This is a genomic window from Vibrio sp. 10N.261.55.A10, assembly GCF_041470825.1.
Classification (GTDB): Bacteria; Pseudomonadota; Gammaproteobacteria; order Enterobacterales; family Vibrionaceae; genus Vibrio; species Vibrio crassostreae_C.
Genome location: NZ_JBFRNC010000023.1, coordinates 1 through 22,727 on the forward strand (window position 1 = coordinate 1; position 22,727 = coordinate 22,727).

Sequence of the window (22,727 nt, forward strand, 5' to 3'; positions counted from 1 at the left end):
GATCAACACGCCCTAGTAATTAGGATGAATTACTGTTCGCATGTGTATATGTAGCCTACTCCAGACTAATTTCCCTCACACCCCAACACTGCGACAAACGCATCCAAATACTTTTCTATAGTTAAATCCGCAGAAACAGGTGGTAGCTCTACGGTAATACACGGCAGGCTTCTTTCTTGGCACCATGTTCCGAATGAACCTGGGGTTTCGTAATCCACGTCTTCGACGAGCGGTAGGTTGAATTGCTTGCTTAGCCAAGTGGCAAGTTCCGATTGGGTTGGGTCATCGACCATGGCGAGTGGTTCGTGGAAAGAGATGACGAACTTGGGTTGGCGCTGCTCAATGAGGTTGATGAGTGACTGCACTTCAGGTTCAAGTTGATCGGCTTGGCCGGTTTTAACTTTTACATCTCTTACTGGGGTGTGAGAACTCCAGCGATAGACAGTGCCGTTTTCTGTCCAATTTTGCGTTGGGAAGGCGCGGTTTAAATCGACTTGATTGGCGTTAGCTCGAGTGCCTAACTGATTGCCGTCTGGGTTCATCGACAGAATCACATCGTGTCGTAAATTGGCGGCTGACAAGCTTCTCAGGGCGCAAGATAACCCCGCGATTGAAGCGGTTTCATCACCGTGTGTGCCTGCTAAAATCAGCCCGCGAGATTCGCTTTCTATTTGCGCGGGGAAGTAGAGCAAGGGTGCGCCCAACACCGATTTTCCATATGACAGCGGCTTTATCGAAAACGCAGCTCTTTCCGTTCTTGGAATTAAACTCACCTTAATCTCCTGATTGATCAAGTACTATCAAATAGTAAAACCAATCGTAGTAAATAACTGTTCACCCTAGCTTGTTAAAAATCTCGATAACGTCGTTAGATTTTTTGATTGTAGAATAACTGCTTATCGAAACTATTTATTGAAAAGAGCAGCCTTGTTCTCTAGCTTTTTTCCTGCGCTATTTTTGAACACTTACTTACTGTGATTGGTATAACTACTATTTAGATGACCTCTATTAAATAAACCATAGCGTCAAAACTCGTCAACCGTCGCATTGTTAATTTTATTACTTTGCTTCAAAGATAGGCTAGGAGAGCAAAAAAACATGGATTTTAAAAAACATTCAACGGCTTTACTCATTTCATCTCTATTGACCCCTTTTATATCAGTAACTGCCGTTGCTGACACATTGCCTGCCGGAACTTCTCTGGCGAAAGAGCAACATCTGGTGCGTGCCAATGATGCAGAAGCTGCGACACTCGATCCGGCAAAGGCAGAAGGCTTGCCCGAAATGCACATTCTACGCGACCTATTTGAAGGTTTAGTGATTCAAGATCGCGATGGCAACATCACCCCAGGTGTCGCGGAGTCTTGGGAAACCGAAGACAACCAGACGTTTGTATTCCATCTGCGTAAAGACGCGCAGTGGTCGAATGGCGATCCGGTGACGGCCGATGATTTCGTGTATGCGATAAGACGCGCGGTAGACCCTAAAACGGCATCGCCAAATGTGTGGTACCTAAAGCTTACTCAAATCAACAATATCGCTGACGTAGCAGAAGGTAAGAAGCCAGTTGAAGAACTCGGTATTTCCGCTGTCGACAAGCACACGGTGAAGTTCGAACTTGATAGCAAAGTGCCATACTTTGTTGCGATGACGGGCCACACATCCATGATGCCAGTGCACAAAGCAACCCTAGAAAGTAGTGACAAGCCGTGGAGCGATCCTAAGCAATTTGTTGTTGGTAATGGTGCATTCGTACTAGATGAGTGGGTGGTGAACGAGCGCATTGAGCTTAAGAAGAACCCGACGTACTGGGACAGTTCAGATACCCACTTAACCGAAGTAACTTATATTCCGTTTGAGAATCAGAATGCCTCGATTAACCGTTATGCGGTGGGCGAGGTCGATATTACTTCGGACGTGCCTACACACATGGCGCAGCAGCTTAAAAGCAAATATCAAGATGCGTTTACCACAGTGCCTCTGTTGTGTACTTACTACTACGCATTCAATACTACGCGACCACCTTTTGATGATGCGCGAGTACGTAAAGCTGTCTCTTATTCTATGATGCGTGACGTTATCACCAATGGTGTGACTCAGGTGGGCAACTTACCGGCTTATACCTTTGCTCATGAGTACACGGCTGGTTTTGATGCAACACAACCTGAATACAGCACGTGGACTCAGAAAGAACGCGATCAAAAGGCCAAAGAACTATTGCAAGAATCGGGCTACGATGCGTCTAACCCGTTGGATTTCAAACTGCTTTACAATACCAGTGAATCGAACAAGTCGATTGCAGTGGCGATTGCATCAATGCTGAAAGGCAACTTAGGCGCACAAGTTGAACTAGAAAACCAAGAGTGGAAGTCTTACTTGGTATCGCGTCGCCAAGGTGATTTTGATGTGATGCGCGCCTCTTGGTGTGGTGACTACAATGAAGCATCAACCTTCTTGAGCCTGTTGCGTTCTGGCTCTTCAGGTAACTTTGCTCGCTACAACAATGAAAAGTACGACGCAGCAATGGATAGCGCACTAGCCGCAACCAGCGAACAAGATCGCCAAGGTTTCTACGACCGGGCAGAACAGTTGCTGGCAGAAGACATGCCGATCGCGCCAATCTACTACTACATGCAGGCTCGTCTAGTGCGACCAAGTGTCGGTGGTTTTGCGAAGAACAATGTAGAAGGGCGTATCTACTCTAAAGATCTCTACATTGAAGAGTAATTGAGCTTCTTATATACCAATAAAATTCTGAAATAAAGAAAAGGGATGTTGATCATAAATATCTGATCAACGTCCCTTCGTCATTAATCTGTAACGGTAAGCGCAAAAAACTGAAACCTGATTGAAGTATTTTTCACTTTTATTTCAATCAGGTGAAGCCATGTTACCCCCTCTACGTGCCCTTGTTGCGTTCGAAGCTGTTGCCCGCCTCGGTTCTATTGGCGCTGCTGCGCGCGAGCTTTGTGTTACCCAAGCTGCGGTGAGTCAGCAGCTTAAAAGTTTAGAAACCTTTCTCGATACCACATTGTTTGAGCGCAGCTCCAAAGGCGTAAAGCTAACGTCAGCTGCTCAGCATTATCAACCGATTGTGGCAGGCTCACTTGCTCACCTTAAATTGCAGACTCAAATCTTGTTCGGGGAAAAAGAAACCGACGTGTTGAGCCTGCGCGTTAATCACACTTTTTGCCATAACTGGCTGTTACCTCGCCTGCCATCTTTTTATCAAAAATACCCTTTTATCAGGCTCGATATTCAGCTGGTGGACTGGCCATCAACCAATCCTTGTCAGAATGTCGATATCGAACTAACCAACGGCAAGGTCGAAAGCGAAGACACCCATAGTGAGCGACTGTTTCAGGAGCATAGGTAACTGGTGTGCAGCCCTTTCAGAGAAATTACGCTCAGCAATTCAGAAGATCAAACTTGAGCAACAACCAACTCTAACAATTAAGTCTAGTTTTGGTATTAGCTTGCTATCAGAAAAGGAAAAGTGGAAAGACTGTGCGATCGCGCGCTTTATCAAGCAAAGCTAAAAGGACGAAATACAATTGTGATTGAAGAGTCATACCCGGCATCAACAAAAGCGATCGGCAGCTCTTAGTTTGACTAAGAGCCAACATCCACACAAATTATTTTTGGCATGTTTAGCCCTAAAAGGCTTTCGTCGTGCAAAGTGATGACGAAAATCGGTAAATAAAAGTCAAAAATAAAAACGCGAGCGGTAGATTGCGATTTATGTTGGTGCTACGTTATGAGCAATTTATAACATATAAGTCATGACACATTAGACTGAGAGATAGCAGCTAACGATGAACAAGACAAAAAGATATCCGGCCAGCATAGTATTCAGCTACCTAATACTTTCATCTTTATGGGTTTTATTTTCTGATCTCGCGGTTGAATCATTATCAAATGACTTGCGTGAACATGCCTTAGCACAGACAGTCAAAGGTCTGGTATTTATCATTCTAACGTCTGCTCTGTTATGGGTAATGGTTCGGAAAAATAATCGCGATTTAGAGAGCGCCAACGATCTTGATAGTGTCACCGGGCTTCATAGCCCATCAGTTTTTTATCGATATTTAAATAAAAGACTGAAAAATTCTCAAGCCATTGACCATTATGTCCTCTTCTTATTAGACATTGATAACTTCAAATCTGTCGCTGACCAGATCGGATTCGAAAATACAAATTCATTTTTAAAAGACATTGCACGATCTATTGAACTTCCTATAGAGCATCAACCGCTTTCATCACGAGTGCATTCAGATGGTTTCGCGTGCTTGGTTAAACTCAACCATACGGAACATATTGAATCCTACATTGCCCTCGTACATCGTAGATTTAACCAGTGTGCTTATCGTTATAATATTAATGCCACTTGCTGTATTGGCGCTGCTCTATTCCCCTCGGATGGGAATAATGCCAAGCAACTCATGGCATCTGCTACCCACGCCTTAACTGAAGCAAAGAAAAGCAAGGACACGATTGAATTTCATGACCCAAAACTCACTGAGCTTGAACGTCAACGTCAAGAAATGGTGCAAGAATTACGTAAAGCGATTGATGACAAAGCGATTGATATTGTGTTTCAGCCTAAATTCAACATTGAAAGTAGACTCGTCGCAGGTGTGGAGGTGTTGTCTCGTTGGACGCATGAGCGCTATGGTGTCGTTTCACCGGATATCTTTGTCGCGCTAGCAGAAGAGAATCATTTTTGTCGTGATTTGACTACGTTAGTTCTAGAGAAGACTGCGTCACAACTTAGGGCTAATGGCTTGCTAGGGAATGAGCTTAATAGTGTCTCGGTCAATATTTCAGCGGTAGAGCTAAATAGCGTTGATGACATGAACCATCTGGATGAATATCTACGAAAGGATCCCGAGTTTGCTCGCTTACTTTGTCTTGAAATCACTGAAACCGCTATTTTGAAAGATATAGATCAGTGTGCGATCGCTGTTCAGAAGTTAAAAAAACAAGGGGTGTCCTTTTCGATAGATGATTTTGGTGTTGGCTACACGTCTTTTGGTATATTTAGCAAATTGGATGTAGATGAAATCAAAGTCGATCGTAGTTACATCAATGGGTTGGAAGATGATTATCGTTCTAGAGCCATAACGTCTGGTATTATTGATATAGCGCGAGGGTTTGGCATTAGTGTAGTGGCTGAAGGGGTTGAAAATGCTCAACAACTGTCAATTTTGAAAACGTTAAATTGCGAACAAGCCCAAGGTTATTATCTGGGCTACCCGATGCCATATAAACAGTTGAAAGAAAGTCTCACCTCTGAAATAGAACTATGTTCAACAACATAACTTAATACTTTTTCATCTAGGCGACAGAGATACAGATGACTTGTATCGAGAAGGATGCTGTTGGCCCAACTATAAGAAATCCCCATTCGTTGACTAGCCGAATGGGGATTTTAGTTACTAGGGGGTAGTAATTTTATCTTCTAACTTGTTTCAGGTTTTAGATAGCCACCATAGTCGCGGCTTTCTTCATTGCTTCCTTGGTTGAACACTCAATCACGTTCGCATTAGCAAAGCGGTGAGCGTCTTTCACTTGAATATCGTGAGCTAAGATAACCAGTCTTGAGTTCGCTACATCTAGGTCGCTGATGCGGTTCTGAATACCGTTTTGACCTTGAGTTTCTACCTTAATCTTAAGGCCTGCGGCTAAGCCTGCTTTCTCTAGTGCTTTCGCTGCCATGAAGGTGTGTGCAACACCAGAAGGGCAACATGTTACTGCGACGATGTCGTACTCGCCTTCGCCTGCTGCAGGAGCGGCTTGAGCTTGTACTGGCGCTTCAACCATGTCTTCTTCTGTTTCTACCGCTACCGGTTTCCAGAAGCCTACGATAACGGCTGTGGTTAGCGAGCCAAGCGCAATACCGACGACGTACATTGGAATGTTGCTTGATACTGGCGCAGTGATTAGGCCGCCCCACGGTGCGTGCAGTAGAACGTCTGTCATGAAGCCGAATACACAGCCCACGATACCACCGGCAACGATTGAAGGAAGTACGCGCATTGGGTCATTTGCTGCGAACGGGATAGCACCTTCAGAGATACCGATAGAACCCATGATTGCTGCCGCTTTACCTGCTTCTTGCTCTTGTTTAGAGAACTTGTTTTTGAATAGGAAAGTCGCCAGAGCCATACCTAGAGGTGGAGTACAAATCGCGATGCCAACGCCGCCCATTAGCCAAGGTTGTGTGTCTACTTGAGTTTGGGCAAATAGGGTCGCTACTTTGTTTATAGGGCCGCCCATATCAAACGCCGTCATACCGCCAAGGATTGTACCCAGAACCATCTTAGATGCGCCAGCCATTGAAGCTAGGAACTCGTTCATAGAAGACATGAACAGTTTGATTGGTTCACCGATGCCCCACAATACGATACCTGCAGAGATTAACGTGCCTAGAAGCGGGTAGATAAAGTACGCTCCTAGCGCCGTCATATTTGCAGAAAGTGGGATCTTCTTAAGTTGGAACACCACGCCACCGGCGATAAAGCCTGCCACGATACAACCAAGGAAGCCGCCGCCCATGTCAGCCATGATGCCAGAAGAGATCATCGCAGGTGCCAGTGCTGGTTTGTCTGCAATTGAGTAACCAATAAAGCCGCCAAGAATGATTGGGAAAAGAACAAGGCCCTTGATACCGATGTTAGAGATATCTGCTAGTAAGCCGTCTGCTGGAACCGCACCTTTGCCTGATGCCATGACCGCTAAAGCCAGCAGAACACCACCGGCTACGATAAAAGGCAGCATGTGTGAGGTTCCGAAAAGCAGGTGACCTTTCATGGTACTAAGGAGTTTTTTAAAGTCGCTACTACTGTTTTTATTATTAGTATTCGTAGCTTGAGTTGTTAGGGTGCTCATAATTTTCTATGCCTTATGAATTAATTAAAATATTAAGGATCTGTTGTTCGTCTTTTGCGTTATGGATATCTTGAATAAATTCATCGCTGAATTTTCCAAATAGTTCTTGTAATACATAAATATGATGGTCAGCACCGTTGTCTGGTGAAGCAATCATAAAAAATACGGTTGGATTAATGCCGTCTTCATCGCCATATTCGATGCCTTCGCACTTTACACCGACAGCGATTGCCGGCTCAGTTACAGCCTTGCTTTTTGAGTGTGGGTAAGCGATGCCGTCCATTGAGGTGATGCTTTGAGATTCACGAATTTCGATGTCTGACAAGAAGGCTTCTTTATTACTGATTCGGTTGTTCTCAAATAACATGCTTGCCAATTCTTCAAACAGTTCTTTTTTATTATCCGCTTGAAGGTTGTTATTAATTAAGTTGACGTTAGTTAGCTGTGTGATCATTTATTAACTCATTCACTATTGAAGTTCTTGAATTAAAATTAATGGATTAACCCGATTCGCGAAATAGCAAATAAAAGCCCTTCACTGTACATTTGTACCAAGCAAAATTAAGTGTGATTTGCATCATTCATCCAGTGTGAGATGGGGCATATTTGATGGTGTTTTTGATTATGTTTTTGACACGCCGAGCGGCCTCATCAGCAACAAAAATGCCCCGCATGAGCAGGGCAGTAAGACTTTGTACTGAGTTCTAAGGGAGCTAGCTGTAAGCACGCGCTACTCGGCCAACGCAGTCCAGTTTGTAGCTCTCAGCATAAGCGGGAATGAACACCGATTGGCCTTTCTCTATTACGCAGGTTTCACCACATTGATGGGTTAGCACCATGGATTCATCGAGTGGCAGTAGGATCTCGGCACCTTCGGTAGTGATCTTCCTCTGATGTGAGTTTTGCACGATAGAGAACTTAAAATCTTCGACTGGAATTTGATATTCCATCACACCACCTTGCTCAATCGGGCTGAGCAGTAATCTATCCGCAGGCTTTTCATTGAATTGAGTACAAGAGACTAATTCATTGATATCCATGTACTTAGGCGTCAACCCTGCGCGGAGTACATTGTCTGAATTCGCCATCACTTCTAAGCCCGTACCTTTAATGTAAGCGTGAGGTGTCTCGGCATCCAGATACATGGCTTGTCCGGGCTTTAAGGTGAGCACGTTCAATAGCAGCGGAGCAAACAGGCCGACATCCCCTGGATACTGCTGTTCTAATTCTGAAATCAACTGGAACACGGGTGCATCAGAAAGCTTGGCCTTCATCAGCAACATGGTCAGCGCCATGCCTTTTTGTTCACCTTGCAAAGACAATAAGCTCGCGAAGAAGCTGGCTAATCCATTGGGCGTTTGGTCGCCCGCGAGATCGTTAACCATCGAATGAAGCTCTGCAATGTCGAGATAATGGAAGTGTTCAAGGATCTCGTTGATCGACCTAAAGCCATTCATCGCGGTGTAGTCGGTTAGGGCATAAACCAGCTCCGGCTTGTGGTTGGGATCCTTGTAGTTGCGGTTGCCAGCCGTCATCGGAATGCCTTGCTGCTCTTCAAGAGCATAGCCAGATTCGGCTTGCTGCTTGTTCGGGTGAACTTGAACAGAGAGCGCTTTCTCAGCCGCTAATACCTTAAACAGATACGGAAGTTCACCAAAACGACTTGCGACTTTCTCACTTAGAAACAGGTTTAGGTTCTTGGAAATAAGGTTCGACAACGTGGTTTGCTGACCATTGTCAGTGACCATCGAACAACCATTAGGGTGAGCACCCATCCAGATCTCCGCTTGCGGCTCACCAGACTGGTTATCAGTACCAAACAGTTGGCTGAACGAAGAAGGGCTACCCCATGCGTAGTTCTGAATCACGTTAGTCATAGGGTAGAAAAAACGTTGGACGAACGAATCGTTCGCTAAAGAAAAATCAGACATCGAAATCACCATGAAGGGAAACATGGCTTGAGCTCTACTCGGCTTAATGAAATGCGAGACTAGAGTGGGCTCAAGCCATTGGAGTTGAAATGGCTTAAGCCGCTGCTGTTGCTAGCTTGGCTTTGCGTAGATTTTTAAGTGCGATACAAGTAACCGCAGTTACGCCTGCACCAGACGCCATGCACAACAGTGCTAGCAGTGGGTAGTTCATTGCGCCAAGTAGAGCGACCACTGGACCACCGTGAGCAACACTGTTGGTGATACCAAACGAGAACGCCATTACCGCAGCAGTCATTGAGCCAAGCACGTTGGCTGGGATAACTGACATTGGATCTTGAGCCGCGAATGGAATCGCACCTTCAGAGATACCCACCAAGCCCATCGCGCCTGCTGCTTTACCTGCTTCAATCTCAGAAGATTCGAATAGGTCGAACTTACGGCCAAGTCTGGTTGCGATAGCCATACCAAGGGGAGCGACAGGGATTGCACACGCCATTGCACCCATGAACTGAGTTTGACCGCTGGCAATCATGCCGACTGAGAATAGGAACGCCACCTTGTTGAACGGGCCGCCCATATCAAAGCCGGCCATGCCACCAAGGACAATACCAAGCAGAACCACGTTGCCTGTACTCATGCTGGTTAGCAGTGCAGTAAGAGCATCCATCAGCCCAGCGATAGGTGCGCCAATAACAAAAATGAACAAACCTGCGATGAACAAAGAGCCAGTGATCGGAGCGATCATGATAGGCACAAGCGGTTGAACGAATTTGTGGTAGTTAAACGAAGTAATCCATTTAACGAAGTAACCCACTAATAAACCCGCGATGATTGCGCCAATGAAGCCAGTACCTGCGTCAGCGCCATAGAAAGAACCGTTGTTTGCAATCCAGCCGCCAATTAAGCCAGGGGTTAGGGCAGGGCGGTCAGCAATCGCGTAAGCAATGTAGCCAGCCAAGATTGGGATCATCAGGGTGAAGGCCACCACACCCACCTCTAGGATTTGGTTCCACATGCTGCCAGCAGGAATTGCCATGCCAGATTCACTCGGCTCACCGCCAATGGCTAGTGCTAGGGCAATCAAAAGACCGCCCGTCACCACGAATGGGATCATGTGAGATACGCCATTCATCAAGTAACGGTAAAGGTCTGAACGTGCTTGCGAGGCTTTCTCTGCAACAGATTGGTTGGTCGGTGCTTGTTCTGCTTGGTAGCTTGGCGCGTTGAGTGCTTGCTTAATCAAGCCTTGCGCGTCTTTGATTGGCGCTTTTACGTTGGTTTTGATAACGCATTTTCCGGCAAAGCGAGCCATGTCGACCTGTTTGTCACAAGCCACCACAATCGCATCTGCGCGTTCGATCTCTTCTCGAGTTGGGCTGTTCTTAACGCCAATAGAACCGTTGGTTTCGACCTTGATGTCGTAGCCAAGAGCCGCCGCGCCTTTTTCTAGTGCTTCGGCTGCTAAATATGTGTGTGCGACGCCAGCTGGGCAGCCTGTCACACCAATGATGATGCCTTGCTTCTCAACATTGGTTTCTGTCTCAGCAGGTTCAGGTTTGGTAAGCAGTAGCTCTAATGCCGCTTGTTCAGATTGAGCATTAATGAAGTTTTCAATGAAACCTTCTTCAATCAATTTTGAAGAAAGCTCTGCCAGTACTTCGATGTGGTGATTATCGCCGCCATCAGGAGAGGCAATCATGAAGAACAGTTTTGATGGCTGGCCGTCATCGGCGCCGTACTCGATACCCTGTTGATGGACACCGATAACAACCGCGGGTTTGATGACCGCAGCGCTTTTCGCGTGTGGCAGAGCAATACCTTCTTCAAATCCGGTATTACCTTGTTCTTCACGAGCTTTAATGTCGGTAAGGAACTGTGCTTTGTCTGAAATTCGACCTTGTGCGTACAGCACCTCGATCAGCTCTTTAAATACGTCTTCTTTTGAATTAGCGCTAAGCGAAAGCTTAATCAAATTTTGGTTGATCAATGTTGTGATCATAATGAACCCCTACTCTGTTTTTATTTTGTTAGGGGTATTCTGGAATCTACGGCTTGCCTTCTGTAGTGAAGAAAAAATGCATTTACTGGATGATTGTTGCCTTATAAATGGAGTGTGATTTTGATCGGTTAGGAGTGCCTGTTTGGGGGAGTGTTGACAGCTTTTATGAGGTTATAACGCTTTTATTGATAAGGGCTTAGATTGATTTTTCTATCATGATAACAGTGTTCTAAATCTGGCCTTAGACTGGAGATTTATTTCCACTACTGGATTTTTGTAACCTAGATCTCAAATTGTGATTTTGCTCAATAGCGCTATGTTTCACTAAGGAGTATATCTATTCCCGTAGCCTTATTGCTGCTTATAAGAGTTCGAAACAATGATATTTCATGACCTAATCTCGTCGGTATTAAACGAGCGAGAACCGTTTCATAACATCTGGTTTGCGGGAGATTTTCACACGCCTTCAGCATTCAGTTATCAGGTGAACTTTCCGCGTTTAGAGCTGGTGCTCGACGGTGAGTATATTAATGAAATGGAGAGTCATGATCGCAAGATCACCAATGTTGTTGCGAAAGCAGGGGATGCGATTTTCATCCCGCCTAACTGTTGGAACAAGCCGAACTGGGATACTGATTGTTCGGTACTGAGTATGTTGTTTGGGCGTCGTCAGCTTGGTTTAAGCTTGGTGAGCAAGCGCAAAGGGGAAGAGAGCTTCTACGATATCCAAAAGCATAGTATTCAGACTCGCTCTGGCTTTGCGATTGATAATATTTTGGAGGCGCTCAGCTCGTTAGCGCGCGAGAGCAACAAGCAGCCGATGGATGAGTTATTGCTGCAAGCGTTGCTTCAATACAGCAAGACGATGCTGGATGCGCCTGTCGAGAAGTCTCACAGCCGCGTACAGGATGTGTATCAAGGGATCTGTATCTATATCCAAGAGAATTTCCACCGCCAGATCACGCGAGACAGCATCGCTTTGCGCTTTAGTATTTCATCCAACCATTTGTCGCGAATGTTTCGTCAACAAGGCCACATGACGCTGGCTGAATACATTACACGTGTGCGAATCGACCGCGCTAAGTTCATGCTCAAAAAATACAATTTCAAGCTCAATGAAGTGTCGGTACGTTGTGGCTTTAAGGATGTGAATTACTTCTGCCGAGTATTCAAAAACCGCACCGGAAGAACCCCGACTGAATATCGTGGTTCAATCTAATATCCCTTCAAATTGCCATTTTTGACCAGAGCTTATACGACCGAAATTTGTATGACTAGATCACCACAGTGAGCTCTGTGTTGTGGTGATCAATTTGCTTTGTGTTTTCCTCTGCTGTTTATTTCTATACCTTATTTCCAAACCTATCTTTAGGCACGTTCTCTATTTATCCCGTTTCACTAAATAAACCCAATTAATAACATTAAGGCTTCGCTTTGCGAGTTGCTTATTGTTTTTCGTTGCCTATTTATTGAATTAAACGTGTGAGAGTTGATGTATTAACGCGATGCATTTAATGGATGATAAGTAAATTAAAAACCACTTATCGAGACGATAAAATCTTGTTGTTGTTGTCCGGCTTACTGATTTAAATGTTTTTAAGTTGTTGATTTTAAATGCTTACTTCGCTTCGGCTTATTCTTTGTTTACTAACGTGTAATTCATGTCTCGAAATCAAATATTCAGGTTTATACGCCCCATCACAACCTTGACTTATAATACTACAAATTAAAAATTCTATAGATAATATGATCTTCAGATATTCATCATAAAGAAGACTTATACATGGAACTCAATACTCTGATCGTAGGAATTTATTTCCTTTTCCTTATAGCAATAGGTTGGATGTTTAGAACGTTCACCAGTACAACCAGTGATTATTTCCGCGGGGGCGGTAACATGCTTTGGTGGATGGTTGGCGCGACTGCGTTTATGACACAGTTCAGTGCTTGGACCTTTACTGGCGCAGCGGGTAAAGCGTATGCCGATGGTATGGCTGTCGCGGTTATCTTCTTAGCGAACGCATTTGGTTACCTGATGAACTACCTGTACTTCGCTCCGAAATTCCGTCAACTGCGTGTGGTAACGCCAATTGACGCGATTCGTATGCGTTTTGGTAGCTTCAACGAACAAGTATTTACTTGGTCTGGCATGCCGAACAGTATTGTTTCTGCAGGTATCTGGCTGAACGGTTTGGCGATCATCGCATCGGGCATCTTTGGCTTCGACATGACGACAACCATCGTTCTGACTGGTCTTGTTGTACTTGTTATGTCGGTGACAGGCGGCTCTTGGGCGGTTATCGCGTCTGACTTCATGCAGATGGTTATTATCATGGCGGTAACCGTAACGTGTGCTGCAGTGGCTATCGTACAAGGTGGTGGCGTTACTGAAATCATCAACGATTTCCCTGTAGCAGAAGGCGCATCATTCGTTTCTGGTAACAATCTGAACTACGTAAGCATCTTCGGAATTTGGGCATTCTTCATCTTCTTCAAACAGTTCAGTATCACCAACAACATGTTGAACTCTTACCGTTACCTAGCGGCAAAAGACTCAAAGAACGCGAAGAAAGCGGCACTGTTGGCATGTATTCTGATGACCATCGGTCCAATCATTTGGTTCATGCCACCTTGGTTCGTTGCAGGACAAGGCGTTGACCTTGCAGCACATTACCCAGACGCAGGCTCTAAAGCAGGCGACTTCGCTTACCTTTACTTCGTAGAGCAATACATGCCAGCGGGTATGGTGGGGCTTCTAATCGCAGCGATGTTTGCGGCAACTATGTCTTCTATGGACTCAGGCTTAAACCGTAACTCTGGTATCTTTGTAATCAACTTCTATCAACCGATTCTTCGTCCAAACGCGACAGAGAAAGAGCTGATGATTGTGTCTAAGTTGATGTCTACCTTCTTCGGTCTAGCTATCATCCTTATCGCGCTGTTTATCAATTCGCTAAAAGGCTTGAGCTTGTTCGACACCATGATGTACGTGGGTGCACTTATTGGCTTCCCAATGACCATTCCAGCATTCTGTGGCTTCTTCCTTAAGAAGACTCCGGACTGGGCAGGTTGGGGTACGCTAGTGGTCGGTGCGATTGTGTCTTACATCGTTGGTTTCGTGATTACCGCTGAAATGCTACAAAACTTGTTCAACCTAGAGCCTCTAACAGGCCGCGAATGGTCTGACTTGAAAGTTGCAGTAGGTCTGATTGCGCACCTAGTGTTTACTGGCGGCTTCTTTGTTCTTTCGACATTGTTCTACAAACCACTAGAAGCGTCTCGTCAGAAAGATGTTGATACCTTCTTCAACAACCTTGCGACACCATTGGTTTCTGAATCAACAGCACAGAAGAAACTGGACAACAAACAACGTCACATGCTGGGCTCACTGATCGCAGTGTCTGGTGTGGCAGTGATGGCGATGTTTGCTCTACCGAACCCATTCTGGGGAAGAATGATGTTCGTACTGTGTGGCGGTATCGTATTCGTAGTTGGTTTGCTGTTGGTGAAAGCTGTAGACGACTCGGTTGAGGATGCGAAACAAGCGAAAAAAACAGCTTAAGTTAGCTAACCAGTTAAACAAGTAATTAAACATAAAACGGCTGAGCTCTAATGCTCAGCCGTTTTTTATTGTATGAGAAAATGAGCTTATAACGATTGGATAGGTGTCACAACAGGGGATTAATGGATGCTTTGAGTTTGACCAGAAGAGATGAATTAGATAAGGCGTGACGAGATGTACATCAACAAGGCTTGTAGGTCGACACTGCTTCGAGTCTTTTGCAGACGCTCATTGACCTGATCGTGAAGCAGGTTTCGAGTTAGGTTGGTCGCCGCAATAATATGTTCTCGTTGTGGTTTAGTTGGCAGAACGAGTGCAATAGCAACGTGCACTTCGCCGATACGTGATGCCCAGTCAATTGGGTCGTCACTGACGATAACCGCAATCGAGAGATCTTGAGTCGATTCAAACATTACATGCGGCAGTGCAATACCCGGTGACACGCAGGTTGAAGAGCGTTCTTCTCGCTTAATAAATGCCAGAATCAATTCATCTGGGTCTTCTGGGTAAACAAGGTGAGCGAGCCCTTTCAAGCACTCAAATTTGGTCAGTTGGGTTTGCGCCTTAGCGTGGTGCCATTTGATATCACAAGGTGGGCATATTTGTGGCATTCGCTGAATTAGATCGCTAGAGAACTCATGGCTCACCTGTGAGCCAACCATGTCGTAATGCTCTGCAATTATGTCTTTGAGAACGAAACAGGCAAGCTCCGCATCAATACCGACCGCGGTTATCTGGCACAAATCACCACGAAGTAAACCTACTTGCAGCATCGCGACGGATTTGGAGAGATCAGCGGTTCGATTTTGAGTGATGTTGATAATGCGGATGTTGCTTTTGAATTTCTTCGCTAAGCGAGTCAGCGGCTGCGCGACATGTGAGTTCGCGGCAGGATCGTTAACGAAGAAGGTGATCTGGTATTCGTTCATGGAAAGTTTAAGTTCGACAATGCTTAATAAAGACTTTATCGATACTCAACAATACCTCTTCCATGGGAATGAATAAGGTTTTAGCTGGGTCAAATCGGTTTGGTTGTTCGATGTCGATATCAGAGACGATCAACACTTTGTCTGCGAGGGTAATATCTTGGGCGGTCAGTAAGTTTTCAATACCCATAGCGCCTTGCGTCTCAACCTTGATTGAAACGTTGAACTTAGGGGCTGTTTTATTTAGAGCATCAGCTGCCATATAGGTGTGCGCAATGCCTGTAGGGCACGCAGTTACCGCTACAATTCTCATTATTATTCTCGGCTTAATCTCGTCTCTGTTACGTTACATAAGCTACCTTTCACAAGCTACCTTGCAAAAGCTATCTTGTATGGGAACTTCAGTATAGAAAGCTCGCATAGAGGAGGGACGATATGTTTATGGGTTCTGGGGATTTTATGGATTGCCGTTTTTTATTCCAAGGTGAAAGTCACACTCTGAGCTCTTGGTTACAATAATCCAGTTAATGCACCTTTCGTCCTATATATTGAGTGCCTTCACACCGTTAATCTTTTCATCTTATTAACCTTATTCCTAGGTTAACAGACACTAATTACTTCAGTCTGAATGCAGGCGAGGCAGAGCAACATATGGATATCACCAATATTATCGAGCCCGAGATTATCTGCTTGGAACTACAAGCAGACTCTAAACAGGCGGTATTTGAAGAGCTTGTCGAACTGCTCGACCGTGCCGGTAAGCTCTCTAATAAAAGTGTATTCCTTGATGATATCTGGAAGCGTGAAGCCATTGGTAATACGGGCTTTGATGATGGTATTGCGATTCCACATGCGAAAAGTACTGCCGTCGCTAAACCTGCTGTCGCAGTAGGCATTAGCCGAACGGGCATTGATTATGGTGCTGATGGCGGTGAACTCTCCGATGTGTTCTTTATGCTCGCTTCACCAGACAACAACGACGACCATCATATCGAGGTACTGGCTCAGATCTCGACCAAACTGATCGAAGATGGCTTTGTTACAAAATTAAAGGCAGTCGAGTCGGTCGAAGAGGCTCAAGAGCTGTTTCTCGAAGCCAATTCAGATTCCTTCGACAGCTACGCTTCTAGCCATCATGAAGTGTATGTCGAACCACTAAGCCCTTGGGCACAATCTCTTAATCGCCTCAAAGAACACTTATTATACGGCACCTCACACATGATTCCTTTCGTGGTTGCAGGTGGTGTGCTTTTGTCTTTGTCGGTGATGATGTCGGGTCATGGTGCAGTACCTGAAAGCGGTGTGTTAGCAGATATCGCACAGATGGGCATCGCGGGGTTAACCCTGTTTACAGCGGTGCTCGGTGGTTACATCGCGTATTCAATGGCCGACAAACCGGGTTTAGCGCCCGGTATGATTGGTTCTTGGGTTGCGGTGAATCAATACAATACCGGCTTTCTCGGTGCAATTGTGGTCGGTTTCTTCGCTGGTTTTGTGGTGAATCTACTTAAGAAGATCAAACTGCCAGACAGCATGATCTCGCTGAGCTCTATCTTCATCTATCCATTAGTCGGCACCTTCGTGACCTGTGGTGCGGTGATGTGGGTGATTGGCTCTCCGATAGCTCAAGTAATGCTTGAGATGAACCAAATGCTCACGGGCATGGCAGGCTCCGGAAAAATGGTATTGGGCAGTATTTTAGGTGCAATGACGGCCTTTGATATGGGCGGCCCGATCAATAAAGTAGCAACGCTGTTTGCCCAAACTCAGGTGAATACTCAACCATGGTTGATGGGCGGTGTTGGTATTGCGATTTGTACACCACCACTAGGCATGGCACTGGCGACTTTCTTATCGCCAAAGAAATTCAAACGCGACGAACGCGAAGCAGGTAAAGCGGCGGGCATCATGGGCATGATTGGCATCAGTGAAGGCGCGATTCCTTTTGCTGCCGCCGACCCTGCGCGCGTTCTGCCTGCGGTTGTTGCTGGTGGCATTGTCGGTAACGTGGTTGGCTTTATGTTCCATGTAGTGAACCATGCACCATGGGGTGGATGGATAGTGTTGCCAGTGGTTGATGGCAAGATTGGCTATATCGTTGGCACACTAGCGGGGGCTCTAACGACAGCCCTGATCGTGATTCTTCTGAAGAAGAACGTGGTTGAAGGTGAAGTGAATTCTAATCAGTTGACCTGTGGTTCGGTAACGGAAGAAGGGCAAGCAGATGTATTGGCGATCACTTCTTGTCCATCTGGTGTTGCCCACACTTTCTTAGCGGCGAAGTCTTTAGAAAAGGCGGCGCATCATCTTGGGGTTCGGATTAAAGTCGAAACCCAAGGTGCCAACGGAATAGGTAATCGCATTACCCAGAAAGACATTGAAAGGGCGAGGTTGGTGATCTTTGCTCACGATGTGGCGATTAAAGAAGTTGAACGCTTTGCGAATGTGAAAATCTTAGATGTCAGTACTAAGGAAGCAATGCTTAATGCTCAGGCGTTGATCATGAGAAAGGTGTAACTCTTTAAACCGCAAAGTTTATCATCTATAAAGTTAACTAGATCAAAACTAAAAAGACTCCGCTCAGACCTGTTAAGGCGAAAGTGGAGTCTTTTTGTATTGTGCCCAATCAGTCAGGTCAAACGCTAAAAAGGGTGGTACTTAAATACGTCTTCAACCATTGAGTTGAGTAAATCGATATCGTCACAGGTTTTGGCGTAGGTACGCAGGCCTGCAATTTGAACCTGAACATGTCGAGCAAGCTGAGTCGGTTCACGCTCTTTGCTGATCTCACCCAATTCTTGTGATTCTGCGATCAGCTTAGCGAACTCACCTTCCATGATTTTGAGTGATTTCTTTGCTTCTTCTAATAATTCGGCGTGTTCATCAGTCAGTTCTGCTACCGTTTTTGCCAGCATACACATGCCATTTGGCGAACTTTGTTTTGATTCGACCACAGCACGTTTGACGAAGCTTTCGAGCGCTTTGATTGGAGAGTCTGTTTCACTGCGGAAGCGGTTCAGATTCAGGATGCCAAGTTCGGTATAGCGAGCAAGCGTCTCTTTAAACAAACCTTCTTTGCTGCCAAAAGTCGCGTAGATGCTGCCCGGACGCATATCAATCACGTCTTGCAGGTTACGCATAGAAGTCGCATGAAAGCCCTTTTCCCAATACAGGTTCGTTGCTTTATCTACTACATCTTGTCTATCGAACTTCGCAGTCTTGGCCATAACATCTACTTCATTAATCTGAACATATGTTCAATATTTTATGCTGAACGCCCGTTCTAGTAAAGGTGTGTTTAGCTGCTTTGCGCAGGCTTAGAACATCAAAGAGTTAATAAAACATCCAGATCATCAGGAAATAATCTTAATCATCAATAACTTCTACGGTCTTGTGCTGAGCGCCGTAGTAGGTGCCTTCATCGATGGTGTACATCAATGTTGCTTCGCACTCTGGACAATCGAATTCCTCATTGGGTTCAATAGCCGTTTCTTCTACCCATTCCCAACCGATATGTTCTTCGCAAGCGGGACAGTCCATAAAATATCTCTCAGTTATTGTCGCATATTTATTGCGAATCTCTACTTTAATAATTCGGCATTATACATATTTAGTTAACGAGGAATAGACAGTTAATCAGCGCAGAATAGGGAGTTGATTAGTTGTGAATCAATCGCTGGTGAGCGTTGAATCTATAGTTAGTTCTGAATAGATTGTTTTCTCTGAGCACATAATTGGTGCAGGCCCACCCCTTTTGGGTAGTTAAAGTGTGTCAGATTTCAGTCGCTTACGTCAATAAAATGTTGTCGCATGTGTTTTGGGTATCGTTAGGTCGCTTAGCTAACAGTTTTATCGGTAAATCAATGAATTTTGTAAGGTTAAATGTTACCTTCATCGCATCGCGATCTGTGTGGCACGGTAATTGATGCACATTGATCAAGTTGAATAATTATACAGTCACAATTGAGGCGCATCTTATTAAGGGTGTGCGAGTTAGATGACTGAAAAGATTTGTTAGCTGCTAGGAAATGAAAATGAAATTAACCGATATGTCTTTTAAGCAAAAAATCATCGCTTTGCTTATTTTACCGATCTTGGGATTTCTATGGCTTAGCGTTTCTGCGATTTCAAAAGGCGTAGAAACCACCAGTGAATTGTCTTCATTAAACCAACTTACCCGTTTGTCGGTTGTGTACAGTGAACTTGTGCATGAGTTACAAAAAGAGCGTGGAATGACGGCTGGGTTTATCGGCTCACAGGGCACTAAGTTTGTCAGTGAACTACGTGCACAAAGAGCCAGTGCAGATAATAGACGTAATCTGAAAACCGAATACTGGCAATCTGCTGAAATCGATTTACCGCAGATCACTCGGCTGAACACTGAAATAAGCCAAAGCCTAAATCAAATTACTTCTATTCGAAATCGAGTGGATTCTCAATCGATTCCTCTGTCTGAAGCTTTGGGTTACTACACCAAACTGAATGCAAAGCTGCTGAGCGTATCGGCGTTAATTGCTGAGCTTAGCTCTGATGCTGCCATCACCACTGAAACCATCGCTTACTACAACTTTTTACAAGGTAAAGAGCGAGCGGGTATCGAGCGTGCTGTCCTAAATAATACCTTCTCTAAAAATGAATTTGGCCCAGGCATGTTGGTTAAATTCATCTCTTTGGTGACTGAGCAAAATACCTATTTCTCAAACTTTGAGGTATTGAGTAACCCAGCTAACGTTCGTTTCTTTGAACAGCAATTGAATGATCGTTCGGTGGCAGAAGTAGAAAAGCTTCGTGGTTTGGCTGAATCTAAGATGAGCGGTTTTGATGTTGATCCTGTGTACTGGTTCTCGCAATCTACCGCTCGTATTGTTCAGCTAAAGAAAACAGAAAACCGCCTAGCAGAGTCGCTTATCGCACTGACAGAGAAAAAAATGTCAGAGGCGCAGTCTGCGATGATGATGAGTATTGGTCTGTTTGCTTTGATAACCTTGTTCGCGACCTTCGTGAGCTATAAGGCGATCAGCGACCTGACGATGAGAGTAAAAGATCTTACAGTGATGTTGTCTAAGGTTCGTAATGACAACGACTTAACAGTTCGCGCTAAGTTCGTTGGCAACAGCGAGCTTGGACAGATCTCTTCGGCACTCAACGAAACGCTAGAGAAGTTTTCAAACGTTATCGACAACCTGTCTCAGTCGAGTCTGACCTTAGCTTCAGCCGCTGAAGAAACCTCACAAACCTGTCACTACAATTCGAACACGCTAGTGCAACAACAAGACCAAATTGGCTTGGTTGCGACGGCGACAGAAGAGTTATCAGCAACGGTAAATGAGGTGGCGGCTAAAACTCAGCAGACAGCAAGTTCCGCTAAACTGGTCGATGAGCAGTCTCAAGAAGGTTTGAGTACGGTTCAAAACTCTTACCACTCTATCGAAAAACTGGCATCTGAAATTAATGATCTAGCGGAAAAGATCACGCACTTACACGAGAGCAGTAATAACATCAACAGTGTGATTGATGTGATTAAGTCGGTCGCTGAACAGACTAACTTGTTAGCATTGAATGCGGCAATTGAAGCGGCACGAGCGGGTGAGCAAGGTCGTGGATTTGCGGTAGTGGCTGATGAAGTTCGCACGTTAGCACAGCGTACTCAGCAGTCGACAGCTGAAATTGAAGGTTTCATCAGCTCGTTACAGTCTGATGTGCAAACCGCGTTTAATGTGATTGATAACAGTCAGAAGATGTCGTCTAAAGCGGTTGAGGATTCAAAAGAGGTGGAACACACCTTACAAGGTATCTCAGCATCGGTGAGCGAGATCTTTAGCATGACTGAGCAGATCGCAACCGCTACCGAAGAGCAAGCGGTAGTGACTCAAGATATTGCTCAAAACGTCATGGCAGTAGAGCAGAAGTCGACAGAATCTACGACAGGTGCAACGCAAATAGCTGCAACAGCCAAAGAACAAGCTCAGTTAGCAGCTTCATTGAAAGATATTGCGAGTACGTTTAAGAGCTAACTAGCAAGCACTCCAATAAGAAGTAAAATGCCCGTTAGTCTCTACTTTTAATAGCAGGACTAACGGGCTATTTGTATCTGCTGTCTTCTAAATGGCAACAGATAGTCCATTCAATGGGGATCTACCCCATAAACCAAGACACGAAAATCAACGCACCAAAACCAAATGTCGCCATTAATGCCGTGTCGCCACCGGCTGCTGTGTAGCTGCCTTCGGTTTGTAGGTGAGGGAAGTCAGGTCTGCGAACCTTAACTACCATTGCGAGTGGGCCCCAGATAGCTAGGAACACCAGGACCATGCCTGCATAGTCCAGCATGCTTACAAACTGGCTAGCGAACAGCTCAGCTAATACCAAAGGTAAGATGAAGGTTAGCGCATAAGCCAACGCTTTGTTGTTGGTCACCGCATCTTTGTTTTGGTCGTAAAGCGCCATCGACACGCCGAGGAAAGAAGTCACCAAGGCCAGAGCAGAGAACAGAGCGATAACCACTTTCAACCAAGCAGATTGGCCGCTGAACGCAGAGATCAACTCAGAGATATTGTGGAACTGGCTTATCGCGTCTGCGCCAAGGTTGCCGATAATCGCGAATAACCAAGTTAGGTAGCAAATTAATGGAATCACTGAGCCTAGCAGAATCATATTGCGGATCTGCTTTTGAGTTGCTTCACGGTTGTAGATAACCAGTGACGGGATCACCACCATAGAGGCAAAGCTAGTAAAGATAACTGCGCTGTATTGCACCACGTCGTTGGCCGTGTATTGGCTGGTTTGAGTTAGGTAATCAAGGCGAATGTTGCTAAATAATGACGCGATAACGATAAACAGCATCACGACCATCAAGATGAATAGCCCGCGATTCAGTTTGTCGATATAAGACTTGCCCGAGACGACGATAGCACCCATCAATAGGCTGAAAATGGTATACGCAACGGATGCTGATACATCGACACCAACGTCGAGCAGTAGCTTATGAATGATGTCACCGACACCCAAGATATAAGCGATCAACATGCATACTAGCAACAGGTAAAAGAGTGCATTGATAAAGTGTTTACCTTTGCTGCCCAGAGTGAGGTAAGCAACACTGCTCATGCCACTGTTGTCTTTAGTTTTAGTGCATGCTTCTGCCAGGAGGAGTGCAGAGTATGTGGTGCCGATAAAGATAAGTAGCATCAGCACTGAGCTGATCATGAAGCCAAATTGGGCCAACACCATGGGAATAGCGAGCATGCCAGCCCCTAATGCAGTTCCTGACAGAATCAAAGAACTGCCGAATAATTTCATATTCAAGAAAAACAACCTCAAGCGATCCAATTAAATTTTGTTTGGATTGTAAATAATTGTTTCCAAGACTAACAAAATACTCAGTAAAGTTAGGGGTTAATTTCTAGGGCGTGTTGATC

Annotated in this window: 16 protein-coding genes and 2 pseudogenes; 8 read left to right on the forward strand and 10 right to left on the reverse strand. The window is 45.1% G+C overall.

Translation table 11 applies throughout. From position 1 onward, the window contains the following. Nucleotides 1–65: 65 nt before the first annotated feature. Entirely contained in the window at nucleotides 66–773 is a 708-nt protein-coding gene (gene mpaA / locus AB4274_RS06760; RefSeq protein WP_372111405.1) for a murein tripeptide amidase MpaA, read from the reverse strand. A 325-nt stretch (nucleotides 774–1,098) separates the two neighbouring features. Here mpaA and AB4274_RS06765 point away from each other — a divergent pair, with 325 nt between their 5' ends. From AB4274_RS06765 to AB4274_RS06780, 4 genes and pseudogenes are all read left to right on the forward strand, one after another. Next, nucleotides 1,099–2,727, forward strand: coding sequence for an ABC transporter substrate-binding protein (locus tag AB4274_RS06765; RefSeq protein ID WP_372111408.1), 1,629 nt, complete (start codon nucleotides 1,099–1,101; stop codon nucleotides 2,725–2,727). A 160-nt stretch (nucleotides 2,728–2,887) separates the two neighbouring features. After that, nucleotides 2,888–3,373: pseudogene (locus tag AB4274_RS06770) on the forward strand (LysR family transcriptional regulator); the annotation flags it as partial. A 10-nt stretch (nucleotides 3,374–3,383) separates the two neighbouring features. Continuing rightward, nucleotides 3,384–3,607: pseudogene (locus AB4274_RS06775) on the forward strand (GGDEF domain-containing protein); the annotation flags it as partial. Between the two features lie 208 nt (nucleotides 3,608–3,815). Continuing rightward, nucleotides 3,816–5,321, forward strand: coding sequence for a putative bifunctional diguanylate cyclase/phosphodiesterase (locus AB4274_RS06780; protein WP_372111411.1), 1,506 nt, complete (start codon nucleotides 3,816–3,818; stop codon nucleotides 5,319–5,321). A 157-nt stretch (nucleotides 5,322–5,478) separates the two neighbouring features. On the opposite strand, the gene AB4274_RS06785 is transcribed toward AB4274_RS06780, so the two are convergent. The 4 genes from AB4274_RS06785 to AB4274_RS06800 all read right to left on the reverse strand — a co-directional run bounded on the left by AB4274_RS06785 (nucleotide 5,479) and on the right by AB4274_RS06800 (nucleotide 10,821). Beyond that, nucleotides 5,479–6,891, reverse strand: a complete 1,413-nt coding sequence (locus tag AB4274_RS06785; protein WP_372111413.1) for a fructose-specific PTS transporter subunit EIIC — start codon at nucleotides 6,889–6,891, stop codon at nucleotides 5,479–5,481. A 13-nt stretch (nucleotides 6,892–6,904) separates the two neighbouring features. Further along, the gene (locus AB4274_RS06790) at nucleotides 6,905–7,345 is read right to left on the reverse strand and encodes a PTS sugar transporter subunit IIA (protein WP_372111415.1); all 441 of its coding nucleotides are present in this window, start codon (nucleotides 7,343–7,345) and stop codon (nucleotides 6,905–6,907) included. A 259-nt stretch (nucleotides 7,346–7,604) separates the two neighbouring features. Beyond that, complete coding sequence (manA, locus tag AB4274_RS06795; RefSeq protein ID WP_372111416.1) at nucleotides 7,605–8,822, reverse strand: mannose-6-phosphate isomerase, class I; 1,218 nt, start codon at nucleotides 8,820–8,822, stop codon at nucleotides 7,605–7,607. 94 nt (nucleotides 8,823–8,916) lie between these two features. Continuing rightward, a complete protein-coding gene (locus AB4274_RS06800; RefSeq protein ID WP_372111419.1) occupies nucleotides 8,917–10,821 on the reverse strand; it encodes a fructose-specific PTS transporter subunit EIIC in 1,905 nt (634 codons plus the stop codon). A 379-nt stretch (nucleotides 10,822–11,200) separates the two neighbouring features. Between AB4274_RS06800 and AB4274_RS06805 the strand changes: the two genes are divergently transcribed. Together AB4274_RS06805 and AB4274_RS06810 are read left to right on the forward strand one after the other, a co-directional pair. Beyond that, the gene (locus AB4274_RS06805) at nucleotides 11,201–12,040 is read left to right on the forward strand and encodes a helix-turn-helix transcriptional regulator (RefSeq protein WP_017061655.1); all 840 of its coding nucleotides are present in this window, start codon (nucleotides 11,201–11,203) and stop codon (nucleotides 12,038–12,040) included. A gap of 564 nt (nucleotides 12,041–12,604) precedes the next feature. After that, a complete protein-coding gene (locus tag AB4274_RS06810; RefSeq protein ID WP_029236500.1) occupies nucleotides 12,605–14,383 on the forward strand; it encodes a sodium:solute symporter family transporter in 1,779 nt (592 codons plus the stop codon). A gap of 155 nt (nucleotides 14,384–14,538) precedes the next feature. Here the strand turns inward: AB4274_RS06810 and AB4274_RS06815 are convergent, their stop codons facing one another. Together AB4274_RS06815 and AB4274_RS06820 are read right to left on the reverse strand one after the other, a co-directional pair. Next, complete coding sequence (locus AB4274_RS06815; RefSeq protein WP_372111421.1) at nucleotides 14,539–15,312, reverse strand: PTS sugar transporter subunit IIA; 774 nt, start codon at nucleotides 15,310–15,312, stop codon at nucleotides 14,539–14,541. A gap of 7 nt (nucleotides 15,313–15,319) precedes the next feature. Further along, nucleotides 15,320–15,622 carry a PTS fructose transporter subunit IIB gene (locus AB4274_RS06820; RefSeq protein WP_017064942.1) on the reverse strand — a complete coding sequence of 101 codons (303 nt, stop codon included), beginning with the start codon at nucleotides 15,620–15,622 and terminating at the stop codon, nucleotides 15,320–15,322. A gap of 338 nt (nucleotides 15,623–15,960) precedes the next feature. Between AB4274_RS06820 and AB4274_RS06825 the strand changes: the two genes are divergently transcribed. Continuing rightward, complete coding sequence (locus AB4274_RS06825; protein ID WP_372111423.1) at nucleotides 15,961–17,826, forward strand: fructose-specific PTS transporter subunit EIIC; 1,866 nt, start codon at nucleotides 15,961–15,963, stop codon at nucleotides 17,824–17,826. A gap of 125 nt (nucleotides 17,827–17,951) precedes the next feature. Here AB4274_RS06825 and AB4274_RS06830 read toward each other — a convergent pair whose 3' ends face one another. Together AB4274_RS06830 and AB4274_RS06835 are read right to left on the reverse strand one after the other, a co-directional pair. Next, nucleotides 17,952–18,536: a TetR/AcrR family transcriptional regulator gene (locus AB4274_RS06830; RefSeq protein WP_017064940.1), complete on the reverse strand. Its 585-nt coding sequence runs from the start codon at nucleotides 18,534–18,536 to the stop codon at nucleotides 17,952–17,954. Between the two features lie 139 nt (nucleotides 18,537–18,675). After that, nucleotides 18,676–18,849, reverse strand: coding sequence for a hypothetical protein (locus AB4274_RS06835; RefSeq protein ID WP_372111424.1), 174 nt, complete (start codon nucleotides 18,847–18,849; stop codon nucleotides 18,676–18,678). Between the two features lie 494 nt (nucleotides 18,850–19,343). On the opposite strand from AB4274_RS06835, the gene AB4274_RS06840 reads away from it, so the two are divergent. Then, on the forward strand, nucleotides 19,344–21,323 hold the full coding sequence (locus AB4274_RS06840; RefSeq protein WP_017064939.1) for a methyl-accepting chemotaxis protein: 1,980 nt from the start codon (nucleotides 19,344–19,346) through the stop codon (nucleotides 21,321–21,323). Between the two features lie 121 nt (nucleotides 21,324–21,444). Here AB4274_RS06840 and AB4274_RS06845 read toward each other — a convergent pair whose 3' ends face one another. Next, complete coding sequence (locus AB4274_RS06845; RefSeq protein ID WP_372111426.1) at nucleotides 21,445–22,608, reverse strand: amino acid permease; 1,164 nt, start codon at nucleotides 22,606–22,608, stop codon at nucleotides 21,445–21,447. Between the last annotated feature and the right edge of the window lie 119 nt (nucleotides 22,609–22,727).